Annotated in this window: 15 protein-coding genes; 9 read left to right on the top strand and 6 right to left on the bottom strand. The window is 35.3% G+C overall.

What is annotated here, in order from left to right; genetic code table 11:
* Window positions 1–230: 230 nt before the first annotated feature.
* The 9 genes from CL181_RS12730 (at window position 231) to CL181_RS12690 (ending at window position 12,725) form a co-directional block, all read left to right on the top strand.
* Window positions 231–1,400, top strand: a complete 1,170-nt coding sequence (locus tag CL181_RS12730) for a GNAT family N-acetyltransferase (protein WP_097299689.1) — start codon at window positions 231–233, stop codon at window positions 1,398–1,400.
* Window positions 1,401–1,427: 27 nt separating this feature from the next.
* The gene (locus tag CL181_RS12725; RefSeq protein WP_097299688.1) at window positions 1,428–2,681 is read left to right on the top strand and encodes a lipopolysaccharide biosynthesis protein; all 1,254 of its coding nucleotides are present in this window, start codon (window positions 1,428–1,430) and stop codon (window positions 2,679–2,681) included.
* Between the two features lie 26 nt (window positions 2,682–2,707).
* Window positions 2,708–3,232 (top strand): metal-dependent hydrolase, encoded by a 525-nt coding sequence (locus CL181_RS12720; RefSeq protein WP_097299687.1) that lies wholly within the window; start codon window positions 2,708–2,710, stop codon window positions 3,230–3,232.
* Window positions 3,233–3,868: 636 nt separating this feature from the next.
* Complete coding sequence (locus CL181_RS20480; RefSeq protein ID WP_176505213.1) at window positions 3,869–6,436, top strand: right-handed parallel beta-helix repeat-containing protein; 2,568 nt, start codon at window positions 3,869–3,871, stop codon at window positions 6,434–6,436.
* A gap of 529 nt (window positions 6,437–6,965) precedes the next feature.
* A complete protein-coding gene (locus CL181_RS12710) occupies window positions 6,966–8,147 on the top strand; it encodes a GNAT family N-acetyltransferase (protein WP_097299685.1) in 1,182 nt (393 codons plus the stop codon).
* 146 nt (window positions 8,148–8,293) lie between these two features.
* Window positions 8,294–9,298, top strand: a complete 1,005-nt coding sequence (locus CL181_RS12705; protein ID WP_176505212.1) for a radical SAM/SPASM domain-containing protein — start codon at window positions 8,294–8,296, stop codon at window positions 9,296–9,298.
* A gap of 43 nt (window positions 9,299–9,341) precedes the next feature.
* The gene (locus CL181_RS12700; protein WP_097299683.1) at window positions 9,342–10,622 is read left to right on the top strand and encodes an oligosaccharide flippase family protein; all 1,281 of its coding nucleotides are present in this window, start codon (window positions 9,342–9,344) and stop codon (window positions 10,620–10,622) included.
* Between the two features lie 6 nt (window positions 10,623–10,628).
* Entirely contained in the window at window positions 10,629–11,159 is a 531-nt protein-coding gene (locus tag CL181_RS12695; protein ID WP_097299682.1) for a metal-dependent hydrolase, read from the top strand.
* A gap of 186 nt (window positions 11,160–11,345) precedes the next feature.
* Entirely contained in the window at window positions 11,346–12,725 is a 1,380-nt protein-coding gene (locus CL181_RS12690; RefSeq protein ID WP_097299681.1) for a right-handed parallel beta-helix repeat-containing protein, read from the top strand.
* Window positions 12,726–12,742: 17 nt separating this feature from the next.
* Here CL181_RS12690 and CL181_RS12685 read toward each other — a convergent pair whose 3' ends face one another.
* From CL181_RS12685 to CL181_RS12660, 6 genes are read right to left on the bottom strand one after another with little or no spacing between them, the layout of a single operon-like run.
* Window positions 12,743–14,446, bottom strand: coding sequence for a hypothetical protein (locus CL181_RS12685; protein WP_097299680.1), 1,704 nt, complete (start codon window positions 14,444–14,446; stop codon window positions 12,743–12,745).
* 6 nt (window positions 14,447–14,452) lie between these two features.
* The gene (locus CL181_RS12680; RefSeq protein WP_097299679.1) at window positions 14,453–15,709 is read right to left on the bottom strand and encodes a glycosyltransferase; all 1,257 of its coding nucleotides are present in this window, start codon (window positions 15,707–15,709) and stop codon (window positions 14,453–14,455) included.
* Between the two features lie 22 nt (window positions 15,710–15,731).
* Window positions 15,732–17,150 carry a radical SAM protein gene (locus CL181_RS12675; protein ID WP_097299678.1) on the bottom strand — a complete coding sequence of 473 codons (1,419 nt, stop codon included), beginning with the start codon at window positions 17,148–17,150 and terminating at the stop codon, window positions 15,732–15,734.
* Between the two features lie 2 nt (window positions 17,151–17,152).
* Window positions 17,153–18,028, bottom strand: a complete 876-nt coding sequence (locus CL181_RS12670; RefSeq protein WP_097299677.1) for a PIG-L family deacetylase — start codon at window positions 18,026–18,028, stop codon at window positions 17,153–17,155.
* A gap of 19 nt (window positions 18,029–18,047) precedes the next feature.
* The gene (locus CL181_RS12665; protein ID WP_097299676.1) at window positions 18,048–19,484 is read right to left on the bottom strand and encodes a radical SAM protein; all 1,437 of its coding nucleotides are present in this window, start codon (window positions 19,482–19,484) and stop codon (window positions 18,048–18,050) included.
* Entirely contained in the window at window positions 19,481–20,695 is a 1,215-nt protein-coding gene (locus CL181_RS12660; RefSeq protein WP_176505209.1) for a glycosyltransferase family 4 protein, read from the bottom strand. Before CL181_RS12660 ends, CL181_RS12665 begins: the two co-directional genes overlap by 4 nt.
* Between the last annotated feature and the right edge of the window lie 45 nt (window positions 20,696–20,740).

Here is a 20,740-nt window from a genome sequence, read left to right as displayed (position 1 = left end):
TTATGTTTTGTTTTCTTGTCAATTTGAGACAATTACTTACACCCTCCATGTGTCTTTATTTACAGTAATACCGTAAGTTGAGAAGGTAAGTATAAACAACCATAATCTATTTCAATCTAATATATCAATACTATATTGCCTGTTGGAAAATTTATATTTTTTCCATTTATGAGCTGCTTATGTGGGATAAGCTTAGAAAAACTCTTTAAAGGGGATATAATGGGGATACAATGAAAATAAGAGAAATAAATTGTGTTGATGAATTCAAATCTATAAGAGAAACGTGGAATGATCTTCTTGGAAAGAGCCGTGATAAAAACATATTTTTAACCTGGGAATGGCTTTTCAAGTGGTGGGAATACTTTAGCAATAACAAAAAGATGCAAATATTGGTAATTGAAGATCAGGATGATATAATTGGGATTATGCCATTGCTTTGTTCAACTTATCATACTTTTCTTTTTAGCTATAATGTTGTCGAAAATATTGGAATAAATCTATCTGATTATGGAGGAGGTATTATTTATTCTGATATGGATGATAATCAAATTAATAAGATGTTTAATTTGATAAAATATTATCTTAACTATAATAAAATTATTATTCGTTTTGACCAGCTGCCTGATAATTCAAAGTTCTTTAAGATATTGCATAACCAATCATTCTGCGATTCATTATTTGTAGGAGAGAAGAAAACAGGTGTTTCTTCATATTTACCAGTTCAATCGTCATTGAATGATCACTTAAATAAACTGAGTAAAAAATTCAGGAAAAATCTGCGAAGAGGAGAGAAAGATATTGAAAAAAATTATGGTAAAATAGAATTTAAAAAAATTTTAACACTAAATTCTTTAGATAAAAATTTAAAAGACTTTTGGAGTTTGAATCAAAAAAAAGTGAATCACCAAAATTTACCATATTTTACTAAAACTCAAATGGAATTTTTGACTGAGGTATCAAAAGAACTGGCAAACAACGGATGGTTAAATCTCTCCTTTCTGGATGTAAATGGACAACATGCATCCGTTGTCTTAGGTTTTGAATACGAAGATAGATACTATTATTACCAGACAGGATCTGACCCAAATTATTCATCCTATTCCATTGGTAACATTCATATACTCTACATATTAGAAGATTTAATTTCCAGAGGTTTAAAAGAATTTGATTTTTTAAGAGGAGATGAAGCATATAAACTTAGATGGCAGTCTCTATTAAGGAGTAATAATAGGATTGTGATGATGCCAAAAAGTTACATTTCTAAGTTCCAATTTAAAATTCTAAATTGGATATTTCTATATGATGAAATTAAAAAGCATAATCTGATAGAAAATTATAAATTATATAAATATAAAATTAAACAAATAAATGAAAATGAAAAACTAAAAAATAAAATATAATCATAAATTTTGAAACGAGACTGAATTATGCGTTTTCTCAAGAAAATTTATAACGACTCACTCGTTAAAAATTTTTTTTACCTCATGATGACCAATCTTTTAAATCTGATCCTCGGTTTCTTTTTCTGGATTATAGTTGCCAGATACTATTCACCGGATGAAGTTGGAACAACTTCGGCAATATTATCAAGTATGTCCCTGATTTCAATGATAAGCACCTTAGGTTTTCACACAGCTTTTATATTCTATCTGCCAAGAGACCGAATAAACGCCAATAGAATTATAAACTCATGCATAACTTCAAGTATCGTTGCATCGCTTGTTTTTTCATTTATTTTTATTTTGGGAATTAATATCTGGGCGCCGGTATTGAGATCTATTTTTAATGATTTGAAATTTGTCATACTTTTTGCTACAGTTACGACTGTTACGACTATATCAGCGCATATAAGCAGTGCTTTCATAGCAGGAAGGAGATCTTCATTTCACATGACAAAAGAGATACTGTTTGGTTTTTTTAAGATTCTTCCCCTCCAGATGTTTTCAGTTTTCGGAGCTATAGGTATATTTATGGCATGGGGTATAGGAGTAATGATTGCAGTAGCTGTTGGATTTTTTTTGTTATCTTTGGTATGGAAAGGATATTTGCCTGCCCTCATGCTGGATTCAATAATTAAAAGCATGGCAGGATATTCAGTAGGGAACTATCTTGCAGAAATTTTTTATACTCTTCCACGTCTTGTCCTACCTATAATGATAGTTAATTTGGTTTCTGCAGAATCCACAGGTTTCTTCTATATCGCAATGATGGTAGGAGGTCTTCTCTATGGGATCCCACAATCGATATCAAATTCACTTCTCGCAGAATCCTCAGACGGTGGGGAATTATGGCATAAAGTGAAAAAATCAATAAAATTAAATGCCGTTATTCTTTTTCCAGGAGTTATATTTTTCGTATTTTTTGGTAAATTTGTACTGAATATTTTTAATCCGCTCTATGCCGAGAATGCATCCACTACTCTATTAATACTTACAATTGCAAGTCTTCCCGTTTCTATTAACACGTTGTTTACAGCCGTCAGAAACGTTCAAAAAAGAGTTTCTAGCGTGATAAAGATAAATGCTGGAATTGCTGTTCTTACACTTGCCTTCGCTTTTCCTCTTTCAAGAAGTTCAGGTATAGAGGGGGCAGCCTTTGCATTTCTTGCAGCAAATTCTCTTGCTGCGATTGTTGTGATATACAAGATGAAAAACCTCGTGCATAATAATGAAAACAGTTAATGAATGCAAATAAAAAGTAATAATTTATGTCCTCTCCTCTTGACCATATTTTTATCCCGGTTGCGATACTTCTCTTATTTTCAAAGAAGCTCAAATTGAATCAAAGAGAAGTAATTGCTCTTAGTTTTTTTGCAATGCTTCCGGATATAGACAGCATTTTTTTCAGCTCAAATGGTATCCCGCTTCATAGAGTACTATTTCATAATATTTTTATAGTAATCATTCCTCTCTTGTTTTTTATGTTCGCAAAGAGCAAGCGGGAAGTTTTCGGCATAATTATCTTCTACCTTACGTCCCATCTGATTCTAGACCTGTTTACCGGCGGTATATTCCTGTTTTATCCTGTTTACAACAAAGTATTTTTTGCCCATGTAGAACTTTTGTTAAGCCATGGTAGTTTTGTACCAGCGCTGGAATATGGTATTAGCAATAGAATTATGAACAATGGTATAGGAGCGCCAGCAGTATCAAGTGAGAATGTCGCATTCGTTATATTATTGGCTATTTGTGCAGCAATATCAGCTATCGCATTCCATAGAAAAACAGAGTAAAGTAATACTTATAAGAGATTCGATCTTAAGAATTTGGTTACCATTTATCCCATCCCTACGCTATTCTTAAGTGACATTGTGAAGTTGCCGCCATACATGTGGGATTTAAATATTGCTACAAGAAATAAGTATGCCCAATACATTTTTGCATAAAGCCAACAATAGGCATAAATATATAAAATAGTTAAATAATAATTGTTATTAAATTAAAAACAAAAATAAGGTATATTGAAGAATTAAAAATAAAGAAAAAATCCAATAAATCTTTAAAAACTTTAAAAACCGTATAAAACTATCGATTTACTTTTATTCTATAAAAATGTGGAATGAATCGGTGATTTCAATGAAAATATTAAATAAAAACATAATAAATAAGTGTATATCGACGAAACAATTAGTATTGAAATTAATAAAAAATGTGACATATCAAAGAAATCTCAATTTTATTATCGAATAAGTCGGGATTATACATACAAAAACAATTTAGAGCGACACGAATTTTAATTATAATAAGTATCGTGATTATCATAATGTTTAAGTATAAGAACAAATATCATTCAAATAATAAAAATATTTCATTATTCTAATGATAATAATGAAAAATCAACTATGAACAATAAAACGATGGGATTAAATATGAACAAAAAAAAAATAGAATTAAAAGCGATAAGATATATAAATGCAGGATTTATTATTATTAATCTAATCTTGCTTTCCATATCAATATCGTCGGCAGCTACTTTAGATGTGAACCTTGTTGCTAACCCAAGCTTTGAAAAAGGAATCAACACACCTGACAATTGGGCATTTGTGACAAACAATGGAAACACCCCTGTATCGGACAGCATATCAGCGACTGGAGCAAGATCGATTAAAATTAGTCTACCAGGAACAACCAATTCTATATCAGGATCTCCACAGTCTGATTTAATAATTGCTAAACCTCTTACAGATTACACGTTATCTGCTCAGGGTAAAACCAATGCTGCAGGCGGCACTAATCCCCCTGCGGTCAGGTTAGTTGAACTTGATGCAAACAATAATTGGATCAAGCAGACAAACCTTTATTTCAACAAGGGTACGAATGACTGGACAAAGAATAGTATGGATTTTAGGACAGGTTCCAATACAGCATATATTTTTATCTATGCAAATATCTGGAATGGTTATGGGACTTTCTGGGTGGATGATGTTTCATTAAGTCTGAAAAACGCAGTTATCCCAACACTAACACCAACTTCCACACCTGCACCAACACCAATAGTTTCCAGTCTTGTTGCTAACCCAAGCTTTGAAAAAGGAATCAACACACCTGACAATTGGGCATTTGTGACAAACAATGGAAACACCCCTGTATCGGACAGCATATCAGCGACTGGAGCAAGATCGATTAAAATTAGTCTACCAGGAACAACCAATTCTATATCAGGGTCTCCACACTCTGATTTAATAATTGCTAAACCTCTTACAGATTACACGGTATCTGCTCAGGGTAAAACCAACGCTGCAGGCGGCACTAATCCCCCTGCGGTCAGGGTAGCTGAACTTGATGCAAACATGAATTGGATCAAACAGACAAACCTTTATTTCAACAAGGGTACGAATGACTGGACAAAGAATAGTATGGATTTTAGGACAGGTTCCAATACAGTATATCTTTTTATCTATGCAAATATCTGGAATGGTTATGGGACTTTCTGGGTGGATGATGTTTCATTAAGCCTGAAAAACGCAGTTATCCCAGCACCAACACCAGCACCAGCACTAACACCAGCACTAACACCAGCACTAACACCAGCACCAGCACCAGCACCAGCACCAGCACCAGCACCAGCACTAACACCAGCACCAGCACTAAAACTAGCACCAGCACCAATCACAACACCGGATCCTACGGCGACGCCAACTGCAACCCCATCTCCTGCGAGCGTGCCTGCTCCAGTTTCAAATGGCCCTAAATATTATGTAGCCACTAATGGTAATGATGGCAACTCTGGCTCATCTTCGTCTCCATGGAGAACTATTCAACACGCAGCAGACACGGTGTCTGCAGGAGATATGGTTTATGTCATGGGCGGAACGTACAATGAGAAAGTTACAATAACGAGATCAGGAAGCCCAGGAAATTACATCATATTTGCAGCGTATCCGGGGCAAACTGTTTCGATTGATGGCACCGGTATATCTTTAGGATCATGGGACGGACTGATCCGTATAAATGGTGCAAGTTATATACAAATCTCAGGATTCAGGGTGCTAAAATCCTCATACGTAGGAATCATGGTATCAGGCGGAAGCCCTTCGAATATTAATATCCAGAACAATTATATTAATGGTGCATATTCTTCCGGAATATATGTAGAGAGGGCCTCAAGCATTACCATAGACAATAATGAGGTAACAGGAGCTCATACTGCAGGAGCAGGAACTGAAAACGAGATTGTCAGTCTTGTTCATGTCAATGGTTTTGATGTAAAAAACAATAAGATCCATGATAATATCAATACCGAGAGCATTAACGCAAAAATGGGATCGAGCAACGGGCGCATTCATCATAACAACATAAAACCGACTTCAAGCGCAGGTGTTTATATGGATCCTTTTACCGAGTACCAGGAAAACGTGGAAGTATATGACAATATAATCCATGATGGTCCGGGTGCTTCTCGAGGAATAGCCGTTGCTGTTGAAGGAGGCGGCACTATTAAAAATGTCAAGATATACAACAATCTAGTATATAGAAACGGGGCAAATGGAATAGTCGTAGATTATTATGCTGACTGTGGCAACGATCCTGGTACTCTCTGCCTCAGCGGGACTATAGACAACATATTAATAGAAGGAAACACCGTATACCAAAACAACGCAATAGGATGGGACGGCGGAATTATAAATAAATATAGTAAATCCACCAATGTGGTCATAAGTAATAATATAGTCAGCCAGAATTATGGCAATCAAATATGGGTCGTAGGAAGCAACACAATTCAAAACAATCTTATCGACGGCTCAACTGGTACGACTGGCACCAGTTACATAACAGGAAGTCCACAATTCGTCAATCCTTCATCGGGGGATTTCCGCATCCAATCCACTTCTCCCGCAATAAATAAAGGGGCGACTCCCAAGATAGCTATTGTGGACTTTGACGGAAAATCGAGACCACAGGGAGGAGATTACGATATCGGAGCATATGAATATTGACCGTGAACTTCCCGCGAAGTAGATAATCCATAAACCGATATGCTGGGCGTGATAGATTATCTCGCCTGGCTTCTGCCTTTTTAAACATTATTTTTTTCTATTCCTGGCGAGAATCCTTGCAACGATTCCTTTTTAAGGGACTTTTAGAAAGTTAAATAAAAATTGCAAACAGTCTTATTTTGATTTCCCATGCTGAGAAGATGGGTATATAAAGCCAAAGGTTTCGGGACTACACACATGGAAAAAACCGGGTACTGTCAAGTCTTCGGTTGTTAGAAGGAAATCGCTACTTTAAGAATGGCAACCATATATGATTTACTTGATATTATAATATTAACAACCGACAACTTGACAGAACCAAAAAACCGTAATCTATTTCAATCATGCCGAATAATATTAAATTTGAATATTGGAAAAATTACAATTTAAACTTTGTTTTTGATTAAACATTTAAAGCTTTCCTTTTACAGGCGATGGGGTTAAGTTATGGGATTCAACCAATGGGATTATTCTAAAAAAGGGGGATCGAATGAGAATAAGAGAAATAAATAGAGTTGATGATTTCAAATCTATGAGGGGGACATGGAATGATGTGCTGGCAAAGGGTAGAGATAAAAACATATTTTTAACATGGGAATGGCTCTTCGAATGGTGGGGTCACTTTAGCGATAACAAAAAGTTAAAAATATTAATGATAGAAGATCGGGATGAAATAATTGGAATTATTCCATTGCTCTGTTCAACTTATCGCACCTTTCTTTTCAGCCATGATGTTGTTGAAAATATCGGGCTGAATTCATCTGATTACGGAGGTATTATTTATTCCGACCCTGATGACGGTCAACTCAAGGAGATGTTTAGCCTGATAAAATATTATCTTGACAATAATAAACTTACACTTCGTTTCGATCAGATACCCGGTGATTCAAAGTTCTTTAATATACTGAAAAACCCATCTTTCAGCCAGGATTCAATGTTCATAGGAGAAAAAAATACAGGTTTTTCCCCATACATACTTATCCAATCATCATTGGACGACCACCTGAAGATGCTGAGTACTAAGTTCAGGGGAAATTTACGCAAAGGTGAGAAAAAAATCGAGAAAAAAATAGGCCATATACAATTTAAAAAATTCTCAACAACAATTTCATTGGAAAAAAACTTGATTGACTTCTGGGAAATGCATCAAAAGAAAATGAATTACCAGGGTGTACCCTGTTTTAGTACAACCCAAAAAGGATTTTTGACTGAAGTTGCAAAAAAATTTGCACAGAATGGCTGGCTGAATCTTTCCTTCTTAGATATAAATGGACAGCATGCGTCCGGTGTTCTGGGTTTTGAATATTATGGGAAATATTACTATTATCAGACTGCATTTGACCCCGATTATTCTAATTCGGTTGGTAACATTCATATTTTATATATACTAAAGGATTTGATCGGTAGAGGCTTAAAAGAATTTGACTTCTTAAGAGGGGAGGAGGCATATAAGCTAAGATGGCAGCCTAAGTTAAGGAGCAACAACAGGGTCGTCATGATGACAAAAGGTCCCATTTCCAGGTTAAAGTTTAAAATGTTAAATTACTTATTTCTATTTGAAGAAATTAAGAAACATAGTTTATTGGAGAATTATAGATTATATTGTTACAGGATAAAACAAATGGAGGAAAGTAAAAAAATAAAATTTAAAACCGTAACCCAGGTTACTTAGGAATATAGTCAATTCTAACGAATGTGGCTACTAAAAGAATGTGAAAACTATATATGGAAAAAACCACTGTCAAATGATGGTATAAAATGCTATTTAAATGGTTCAGATATATTAGAAATAAATCAAAATACTATAAGTTATTTATTTTGGCGATAAAACGTGGTGAAATATATAAAAGTATTAATTTAGTTGGCATAATAGTTGCTTACTTTTTCAAGTTAAAGAAAGTACCCTTTTTGCCAGCAACGATTGATATTGAACCTAACAACAATTGTAATTTAAGATGTGAGCACTGTCAAGTGAGCCATTGGACAAAAGACATCAGATATTTAGATATAAAATCTTATCGATACATCTTAAACCAATTTCCTTATCTGTTATCAGCTAAATTACAGGGGATGGGAGAACCTTTTCTTAACAGACAATTACCTTTTATGTTGAAAGAAGGAGAAGAGCGTGGAATTTCAATGCTAGTTTTTACTAATGGAACTATTTATGATGAACACTTAGCTAAAAAATTGATTCAATTAAAAAATACTCATATTTGTTTTAGTATTGATGGGGCAACCCCGGAAATCCATGAAAAGATTAGAAAAGGGAGTAATTTTGAAAAAATCCTTAGGAATATTGGAGATTTGGCTAATCATAGAGGTTTGAATATATATCCTCGTTTATCAATATGGTCTGTAATTACTAAAAACAACATTCATGAAGCCACCCAAATAGTCAAACTGTCAAAATTATTAAGCGTAGATTCCATTTATTTACAAACCACTCTTGTAAATTGGGGAAAAAACAACATTGACCGATATAATAAAACTATTAGAATAGATTTAAAATCTAAAGAATTTGACTATATATGGCTAGAAGCAAAAAATGCTGCTGAAAAAGAAAAAATAATTCTGGAAATAATGAGCACAGGTTTTTCAAGAAAGAATAAATGTTATTGGCCTTGGACCAGTGCTTATATTGCAGCGAATGGTGACGTTATTCCCTGCTGCAATATTGCTGATTCCCATACGTTAAAAATGGGAAATCTTTTTGAAACAAGTTTTAGTGATATTTGGAATTCAAGAGAATATATGGTATTACGTGAGAGGATTAGAACCCATAATATACCTGAATTTTGTAAAAGCTGTTATTTTGAATGAAAATTGAATTTCCCTTCGGAATGTTTTTATCACTTCGCACTATATGAACAATATGCGCTTATTCAGCGAAATCTATAATGACCCTCTTCTCAAAAATTCTTTCTATCTCATAGGAGCAAATTTTTTGAACCTCCTCCTTGGCTTCGTTTTCTGGATTATAGCTGCCAGATACTATTCACCGGATGAAGTTGGAACAATATCGGCATTATTATCAAGCATGCTCCTGCTTTCAATGATAAGCGGCCTGGGCTTCCAAACGGCTTTCATATTCTACCTACCAAGGAACAGGGAAAATGCCAGCAAGATAATAAACTCATGCCTGACTTCAAGTATCGTTGCATCGCTTGTTTTCTCATCCATATTTGTTTTTGGGCTTGATATCTGGGCGCCACCATTGAAATCTATCCTTAGTAATTTAAAGTACGTCATACTTTTTGCTGCAGTTACGTCCTTTTACACTACTTCAGCGAACATAAGCAGCGCATTCATAGCAGGAAGAAAATCATCATTTCATATGACGAAAGAAATGCTTTTCGGTTTATTCAAGATTCTTCCCCTCCAGGTTTTTTCAGTTTTCGGAGCTATGGGTATATTTATGGCATGGGGCATAGGTGTGCTGCTTTCGGTGATAACGGGTTTTTTTTTGTTGTCCTTGTTATGGAAAGGATATTTACCCATTCCTATGCTTGATCCCATAATCAAGAGCATGGCAGGATACTCGGCAGGGAACTATCTTGCAGATGTATTCTTTACTCTTCCGCGACTTATACTGCCTATAATGATAATTAATATGGTTTCTACTGAATCAACAGGATTCTTTTACATCGCAATGATGATTGCAGGTTTGCTATATGGAATCCCACAGGCAATATCAAATTCACTTCTCGCAGAATCCTCAGATAGTGGAGAATTGTGGCAGAAAGTGAAGAAGGCAATAAAATTAAATGCAGCCCTTCTTTTTCCGGGGATTCTTATTTTTGTGTTTTTCGGCAAATTTATCCTGAATCTTTTTAATCCAACCTATGCCTTAAACTCATCAACCACACTTATGATCCTTGCAGCTGCAAGCCTGCCTATGTCTCTGAACATTATTTTCATCACAATAAGGAATGCTCAAAAAAGAGTATTTAGTGTGGTGAAGATCAATTCTGCAATTGCTGTTTTTACTCTTGTCTTTGCCCTGCCTCTTCTAAGGAGTTCAGGCATCGAGGGTGCAGCCTTTGCTTATCTTGCAGCAAATACTTTGGTTGCGCTTTTTGTGGTCTATAAAATGAGAAACATGGCAGGATTTGTCCTAAAATCGATATTAACAGTGACAAAGTGATGAACAATGTCCTCTTTGTTCAATCATATATTTATTCCGGTTGCGATACTTTTCTTATTTTCAAAGAAGCTTAAACTGAATCCGACAGAAGTGATTACCCTTAGTTTTTTTGCAGCACTTCCAGATGCAGATAGCCTTTTTTTCGTGCTGAAATTTAGCCCTACCCCGCTTCACAGAGTACTATTTCACAATGTATTCATAGTAATAATCCCTCTATTGTTACTTATTTTTGTAAAAAAAAGACGGCAAGTGTCCGGCATAATTTGCTTCTACCTTACGTCGCATCTTATTCTTGACCTTTTTACCGGAGGTATATCTCTGTTTTATCCTGTTTACCACGATATATTTTTTGTCCATGCAGAACTTTTATTCACCGATGGCAGTTTCATACCCGCATTAGAGTACGGTATCAGTGATAGAATAATGAACATGGGAATAGGAGAGCCGGCAATATCAAGTGAGAATATCGCAGCTAGTGTATTATTGATTATTTCTGCAGCGATGGCAGCCGGTGGAATCAATAGAAAAACCAGATAGTGGTGATATGAAAATTGAAAACTATGAATTTTCAGATTACTATCCAAAGCCAAACCTTTTATTTTTGGAAACCAATATATGCTCATATGTAATCAATCTTTATAAGTATATTAGATAGAAATTTTGCTTCTATAACGTTTATTGGATTGAATTATTTCGAATAGATAGGAAGGTGACAAGGAAAAAATGATGACCAAAATGAACATTTTGAAACTTATATTATTCTTAACTCTCATGTTGTCAATACTCGTCTACTTTTTATCACTCATATTGTCACCTACTCCTTTACCACCAACACCGGTTTCTTCAAAAACCTATTTTGTAGCCAAAAATGGAAACGATTATAACCCTGGCACAGAGCAACAACCGTGGAAGACTATTATGAAAGCCACAGACACTTTGGTCGCCGGAGATACTGTTTACATCAAGAATGGGACTTATAATGAAAGAATTTACGTTAAAAACTCAGGAGATCAAGGAAATTATATTACATTTTCCGTATATCCGGGCGATAACGTTACTATTGATGGTATGGGTATACCTGTATCATATTGGGATGGCTTGGTTCAAATCCATGGCTCAAGTTATATAAATATTTCAGGATTCAGGATAATAAATTCCATGTTCATGGGGATCGTAGTAACAAGTGATTATGGATCGAATTTTCCAACAAACATAACTATCGAGAAAAACTACATTCGGAATACTGCATCTTCTGCAATATATGTAGAAGACGGGAAGAACATTACTATAGATGGGAATGAAATCACAAAAGCTCAGACTCTGGAAGGTTTAAGCCAGAGGAAGCATGAGACTATTTCACTGGCAAATGTCAATGGATTCGAAATAAAAAATAATAAACTTTACCTGAATAATGCCGAGAGCATAGACGTAAAAGACGGGTCAAGCAACGGAAGGATACATCACAATGATATAAGCCAGCATGAAAGTGCAGGTATTTATATAGATTCATGGAATAGATCTTCTAGTGACATTGAGATATTTAGTAACAGGGTACATGATGGTAGAAGAAGCGGCCGCGGAATAGCTATTGCCATCGAGAATGGAGGCAGCCTCAGAAATGTCAACGCATACAGCAATTTAATCTATGACAATGCAGCAACAGGGATAGACATTTCATGGTATAGTAACGGCCTTATGGAAAACATATCGATAATAGGTAATACTGTGTATAACAACGGGTTGGTCGATGATTGGGGAGGTGGAATCTCTTTAGATTATTCCTCAGCTGTTAATGTAACTATCAGGAATAATATAGTCAGCAAGAATAATCACTATTCGATCAAAGTAAATAATGTCAATGCAGTAATTGATCACAATCTTATAGATGATTACAAGGGGAGGCAGGATGAAACCAAAGGAAGCAATTATGTTGAAGGAGACCCCGAGTTCGTTAATCAAGCCAATGCAGACTTCCGTCTAATGAACACTTCGCCAGCCATAAATAGGGGATCGGTCATAAATGTTCCAAACATGGATTTCGATGGTAAAATATATTCCCAATATGCGGGTTATGACATCGGAGCTTTTCAATATATCTCATGACTGATTCTCGATTTTGATCATTTACTATTTCTGTATATCTGATAATAACCATTATCGTAAAGGCCATTTAAGGTTTGCCTATTCACCTGTATCCATTCTTCAAGTGGGTCTGAACCAAAAGAATAATATATAAAATTATGACTTCCAATACTATTTATTATATAAGTTGCATTACCGATAATTGAGGGATCTGGTTTGTCCGCAACTGGCATTGTCCAGTATAATACTTTAATCATCTCAGGATTATAGTAATCTATGAACGTATCCCACATAGAAAAATATGTTTCTGTGCCAGCAAATACCGCGTTTGTGGCAAAGAACTTCGTACCGCTTAGTTCAGTTGTTCGTATCGAATCAAAACTTTCAGTCCCATAATGCGCTGGCATGTGGAAAAGTACCAGCAAAATTGCCATGACGGCAATGATTTTCCTATCAAATGCAAAGGATATGATAAACACCATTGGTACTAATGAAAATAGGAAAATCCTATCATCTATTTCATTTCGACCATACCTTAATGCAAAAAGGGTCAAAATACCAACGAGCCAAAAAAAACAAATTTTAGTTGATTCCATATAATTTTCTTTGATTCGGCGGGTTAGGTAGAGAAAAGTTGCGGCAATCATAGCAATAGCGTATACTACTAAGTAAAAAAGACGGCTGTAATGTACTATCCACCGTGTCAAGAACTCCCCTGGACTGTACTTTTCAGTTTTAAAAAAGCCAAGAAAATCAAATTCAGTAACTATTCTCATGAACTCTACTAAGCCGGTTTTAAACATAACAGGTGCAAAGTATATATGCCAGACAATAAAGATTAGAAAAAAAAGTATTATGAATTTAACACGTTGTTTATTGAGTGCTCTAATAAATGGTGATGAAAAAATAAATCCTAGTATTACCGCAATTGGAGTCAATATATGTGTTATTACCAATGATGCAAAAGTCAGACTTATCAGTATTGTATTTTCAATTCTGCCACTTTTTTTATCCTTGTGGGGTTCTATCAAACTCGAATTAGGATTAATTCTACTGAATGCAACGATAAACAGAAATAACAAAAGATATAGCAAATATGCGAGAGACGGAGGTCCATAGTAGTAAAGACCCGTCCAGAATGATGCCAGGAAGAGAAAAGATGATGCAAAATATTGGTTCGGTGACAATCCAAGACGTTTTCCGATACTGAAAGTAATTAAAATTACTGAGAAAACCCAAAATAAAGGCATATATTTTAATAAATCAGCTATTTTGATATCCATCAAATACAAAATGCTTGCGGAAATAAGATGCATAGATGGCCAGGAACGATACGTCATAAGAGGATAATTTGATGCAATGTCCACATGGTTTGTATCTAAAACTGCCTGAACTTCTCCTGCGGGATAGTAAGACCAAGGGAATCGCGGATTTTCTTCCGCAAATATCGGCACTCCAAAAAGGAATAATCCAATAGCAATCAGAAATAGTAAATATATACTATCATGTTTTATTTGTTTGTCTAAAAACAGTCTGATAGAGAACACCAACACCAGGACATATCCTGTCCAATATGCTAAGGTTAAGTGAGATAACAATCCGAGAAAATCTCCTACATCAATTAAAACAGGTTTTATTTCCCAGATACTATAAAATAAAAATAAGAAACTGATAAGTGCAATACATATATATGTTTTTGAATTAGGGGGAGAAGAAAACCATTTTCTTATATATGCAGGCATATTTCCTCACAAATACTTAAAAGAAGGGCTGCCCGAAGCTTTTACCTGTGCTTCATTATCATTCCTAATAAGCGATACATACTCTCTCATAAATCCCTCCAGCGAATAATATCTGGCATAGATTTGCTTGATTTTTTCCTTGGAATAAAATTTTTTATTCTGCAAAAATAGTCTAATCTCCTCTATCCCCTCACCTTTAAAAATTATATCTTTATCCACTTTTCCGATAATTTCCCCAATCCCCCCAGAATCCTTTCCGGTTACAGGAGTGCCCACTGACATTGCCTCCAGTGCAACAAGAGGATTATTTTCAAGATTGATTGAAGGAACTATCAACGCCCGAGCACCATTATAAAGCGACCAGAGATCATGATGACTTAACCACCCCAAAACAATAATTTTATTCTCCAATTTATTTCTGGCTATGTGATCCGTGATTTTTTCCCTGAGACTGCCTTCTCCAACGATAATAAGCTTTGCATCTATCTCCTTCTCGTGTTCTATGAATACTTTGAGGAGATTGCAGATTCCCTTATACTTTTCAAGCACTCCAACAAATAAAAAATAGTTTGAATAACCGGATTCTTTTATATCGTTGGGCGGAGCGGGAGCAAAGTTGGGTATATGTACAATATTAGCCTTTACAGGCAGCCATTTAGAAAGTTTTTTTTTCATAAAGTTACTTGGAGCAATAATAGTATTAATATCTCCAACTGCCTGAATAAATCCTTTACTTCCCCGCCATGTCTGAGGTAACCTTTTTGAATGGAAGGTGCATGAAAGGCAACTTTTATTTTCACATTCTTTTTGGCCATATTTCATCAAATCGAATCTCTGGCATATCAGCCAATAATCATGGGCAGTGTAAAGATTGTTATAATTTCCCTGCTTTTTCAGGATATTGTATCCAAGAAAGAAGATGTTATGATGGTGGACGACATCAGGTTTGATTTCACCTAACAGATTATCAAATGTCTTCTTAACATACGTTGATTTTCCTGTGAGATAGGTGAGATACAAGTCTGATTTACCTAAAGGCGATTTCAGAGGATGAAGAAAAACACCATTACTTTCATCAGTTTCTTTAAAATCCCCATTAAAATCTGGTTTCTTGTAACTATATGCATCCAGGCTGAACATAACATGCACTTCATGTCCAAGCTTCACCAGTTCTTCTGAGAGATATTTTACATGTGTAGCGTCTCCTCCTATATGGTATGGCGGATAGTAAGAAGAGGTCATAAGAAATATTTTTTTCTCCATAAATATTCGTCCTTTGGTTTATTTAATGTCCGAAAGCTAATTTTAATGCGCCGATGGCGTATTTACTGGCAAGGTTGAAATCGTCCGGATTCTGGATGACGTATCTGATATTCTGAATCCACCACTTAGGATTCAAAAATATCGCCTGATGCGCCATTTCCCTGGCTTTATCTATCTCTTCACTTGTTAATTCCTCAGTTCTCATAATCGATTTATTCTGAAGCAAGCTCCTGAAATCCGTTTGTTCTGTTATCCACCCTTTTTCCAGAGCGATTTCATAAAGCCTGGTTCCCGGATAAGGCGTTGCAACATTGAATTCACCGCCTGTGGGAAGTGTTCGTTTAATAAACTCGATCGTTTCTTTGACAGTGGTGCTGTTTTCACCCGGTAATCCGAAAATGAAACTGCAATACGCCTTAATTCCTGCATCTTTGACCATTTGTATTGCTTTAGCTGATTCTTCAACTGATATTCTTTTATTGGCTCCACCTATGATCTTTTGACTCCCGGATTCTATTCCCATGCTAACGGCCGTGCATCCTGCCTGCTTCATTTTTTGAAGAAGATCCATGTCTATATGATCAACCCTGGAATTACAATACCATTTGATATCCAGCTTTTCATCTACAATTGTCTGAGTAATCTTCTCGACCCGTTTCTTATCTAAAGTAAAGACCTCATCAAAAAACATTATAGTTTTAATATTGTAATTCTGCTTAAGATATCTCAGTTCCTCAAGTACGCTGTGCGCAGATCTTGCTTTCCATTTGGTTTTTGCCATTGTACAATATATACAGGAGTTGGGGCAGCCCTTACTTGTATACATTATCGTAAAAGGTTGGCCATGTTTGGTATCCGCATAATATAAATTAAAGGATTTCAATAAATCATAAGCAGGGATAGGTATGTCGTCATAATTATTTATAGGATCAGCGTCCCTGTTGATTATTATTTCACCATCAGAACGGTATGCAATCCCGGCCACATCTGAAAGTTCGGGTCCTTTAGCTAACCTGTCAATAAGATCCGGCGTTACCACCTCATATTCATGTCTTATGTAAATATCAAGATCTTTTGCCTCATTCAGGATAGTCCGTGCAAAATTTCCAAGAGTCCAGCAGATGCCAATTGTAGGGGCATCTGAGTGCTTTTTTGAAATTGATGCAGCTTTCATATCCCAGTCAAAAGTTGAAGGAGTGAACTTGATAATAACTGCTTCATAATCCTCCCCGGAAAGCAATTTCTCAAAATCCGGATATTCGATATTCTCCCCGTTCGCTTCAATAAGACTAACTTTATGCCCCTGTCTTCGTAAAAGAGAGGCTATCTGGAGCAAACTGTATGGAGGTAATACTGAATTTTTCTCTATAATTTCACACCGCTCTTCCCTGATAACAGCCATTTTTTTAAACCTTGGTGGGTTCACCAGTAAAACTTTCATATCTAATCCCCTTTCAATATTTGTTCATAAATTTTTTCTGTTTTATTAATCTTAATTTCAGATGTGTTATGTTCATTTGTTCCACCATTCTCATACCATATACGTTCGTATAATGGAATATTTACTCTTTTGTTAGTAAATAAAAATAATAAATATTTATATAAGTTATATGGTCCGAACATATCTATTAAACTTTTATTTTCAATACCAAGACGAAGAGCATGTGACTTGATCAATGTAAAGACAGTCCTGCGTGCCTGTGTCTTATAAAATTTCATGTTTTCAATTTTGTTATTAAATATAGGACTAATATTTATGTTAAAATATTTAAGATTTGGATTAATAGAGTATGCCCTAATTTTTATTTGTTTCAAAGTTAACATCGATGCGTACTGAAGGTCCTCATAAAAAACAATTCTTATATTATTTTCTTTGGCAATCCTGCAGCAAATATCGCATAACATAATATGGTCTATATGGTTCCCAAGACCCATTGGCGATACTATCAAATCACATGGATATGATTTTATTAATTTTAATAAACTATTATGCACCTCGGTATAAATCGGATCTGAATCAGGATTATTGTTTGTGAATATACCCATACGTGAGTAACCTCTAAGTGGTGGTTCATTGAAATTGAGACCCTGGTAGCCCATTTCTAATTTATCTGTAAATCCAATATCTTCCAGGTGCCTTAATTTTGATATTATTTCAGAGCCAGATATTTTAATACATGGTGAATAATTAGATTTTGTAAAAATAGTCACCATTAAAATAGGTCGATTGAAAAAATTTTGTAACAAGGTCCCACCAATTGAATATGCAATATCATCTGAATGCGGAGAGACTAATATTGTTTTAATCTCATTGTCCATGATTTCATGCCTCACTCTTTTAATGCGCAAAATCCATTTTGTTAATTAAATAATTACTCAGTATTTTAATAATGTGATTACTTGCAAGGATCAAATCATCCGGATTCTTAAGTACATATCCAATATTCTGAATCCACCATCGAGGGTAAAAATATATTGCCCTGTATGCCTTTTTTCTTGCACTTTCCAGTTCTTCTGTTGTTAATTCATCTGTCCTCATAATCGATTCATGCTGAAACATGCTCCTGAAATCTGTCTTTTTCGTTATCCATCCCTTTTCCATAGCAATGTCATACAATTTTGTTCCCGGATAAGGCGCCACTACATTGAATTGAGCGCCAGTGGGAAGAGTCTGCCTGACAAAATTAATTGTATCATTCACAGTCTCCCAGTTCTCACCTGGCAATCCAAAAATAAAGCTGCAATTTACTTTGATCCCCGCATCTTTTACCATTTTAATTGCTTCACTCGCCATTTCAACAGATGCTTTCTTATCCGTTCCAGCCATAATCTTCTGACTCCCGGATTCTATTCCCATGCTAACCGCACCACATCCTGCCTGCTTCATTTTTTGAAGAAGATCCATGTCTATAAGATCAACCCTGGAGTTACAATACCATTTGATATCCAGCTTTTCATCCACAATTGCCTGCGTAATCTTCTCAACCCGTTTCCTATCCATAGTGAAAGTTTCATCGAAAAACATTACGGTTTTAATATTGTAATTCTGTTTAAGATACAGCAATTCCCTGATCACACTCTCAGCAGACCTTGCCTTCCATTTTGTTTTAGCAACAGTACAGTAAATGCAAGAATATGTACAACCCTTGCTCGTGTATATTATTGTGAAGGGTTGCCCATGTTTTGTATTCTCATAGTAGAATTGAAAAGACTTTAGCAAATCATATGCAGGTAAAGGTATATCATCATAATTTTCTATAGGCCGGGCATCTTCGTTAACTTGTATTACACCATTGCAGTGATATGCAATTCCTGCCACATTTAGGAGATCTTCACCCTTAGAGAGCTGGTCAATAAGCTGTGGCGCCACAACCTCATATTCATGCCATATATAAAAATCCAGGTCTTTCGCTTCATTCAGTACAGTCCGTGCAAAATTGCCAAGAGTGTAACAGATGCCAATTGTAGGAGCATCAAAATACTTTTTTGAAATTGTGGCAACCTTTGTGTCCCAATCGAAAGTTGTAGGTGTGAACCTGAAGATAACTGCTTCATAATCTTTTTCAGAAAGCAATTTTTCAAGATCTGTATATTCGATATCCTCTCCGTTTGCATCAATAAGATTAACTTTATGTCCTTTTTTTCGAAGAAGAGATGCGATCTGGAGAAGACTATATGGGGGTAAAACTGAGTTTCTTTCAATAATCTCACACCGCTCTTCCCTGATAACAGACATTTTTTTAAATCTGGGTGGGTTAACTAATAGTACATTCATGTAGTAATCCCTTTTAATATTTGTTCATAAATTTTCTCTGTTTCATTTGTCATTATTTCAGACGTAAATTTCTCTAATATTTTTTCACGTGCTTTCTTTGATATTTTGTTTCTTTCGGATTCATTGTTCAATAAAAATAATAATTTTTTAGCTAATATTTCTGGATTTCCGGGAGGAACCAGCAACCCATCAACCCCATCTTCTATGAGTTCAGGAACACCACCAACATTTGATGCAATTACAGCAAGTCCTGAACTCATTGCTTCAAGAACACTAAACGGAAAACTTTCTATTAGACTTGGAAGAACAAAAATTGATGAATTTGAATATATTTCAGGCATCCCGGCATGTGGAATATATCCTAACAAAGAATAATAATGTGACGGAATACCTTCATTTTCAAACATGCTTACCCACTTTCTATCTGCTTCCGGACCAGCAAAAACAAAATGAACACATTTAGTTTCACTGATCACATACCGCATTGCTTTTACCAGAATATTGATCCCCTTTAATGCAATGAACCTTCCTGAAAATAACACAACAGGTTTATTTGTTTCAAATACTTTTCCAGTATTTTTTCTCTTTGGTAAAAATTGCTCATGATCTACCCCGTTATGGATCACATTCACATCCTTAATTCCATAGTTCTGCTCAAGTAGTCCTTTCATCCAATTTGAAACCGCTATAATTGTAGGAGATCTTTTCAAATAGAGTCTCTGAATAATTTTTAGCAGGGGATATAGCTCAAGTGTATATTTCTCAGAGGCCTCCATCTGACTGAAATCAAGTCCAGAAGCCAGAATCCCCTCTTTATGCCCTTCGATAATAGTATGTACTGTTGTTACCATGTTCTTATTTGATTTTAATAATCTCAATATCACGTCAGACATATGGGGAACATCAGCATGGATAATATCTATTTTATTTTCTTTGCATATCATGGGGAGTTCCTTAAAACATGAATATTGGAAGGCAGCATTATAAAGAAAGGTATCATTAGCATTTGAAATTGTATGTAGTTGGATTTTATTTTCAAAAAAATCAAGGATTTTTTCATCGGTATAAGCAGAACCCTTATCAATTTTTCTTCTAACTGTCACAACATGGACATTATGTTTTTTTGACAGATTTTTAGCCAGTCCAACTATATACGTTCCAGCTCCCCCCCAGTTTGGCATAAACTCAGGCGCTAAAAGTGCAATGTTCATCTTGACCACCCACATTTATGTACCAAGATACTTTCAAATAACGAT

It is taken from the genome of Candidatus Methanoperedens sp. BLZ2, assembly GCF_002487355.1.
Lineage (GTDB): Archaea > Halobacteriota > Methanosarcinia > Methanosarcinales > Methanoperedenaceae > Methanoperedens.
This window is presented reverse-complemented; position numbering and strand designations above follow the sequence as displayed.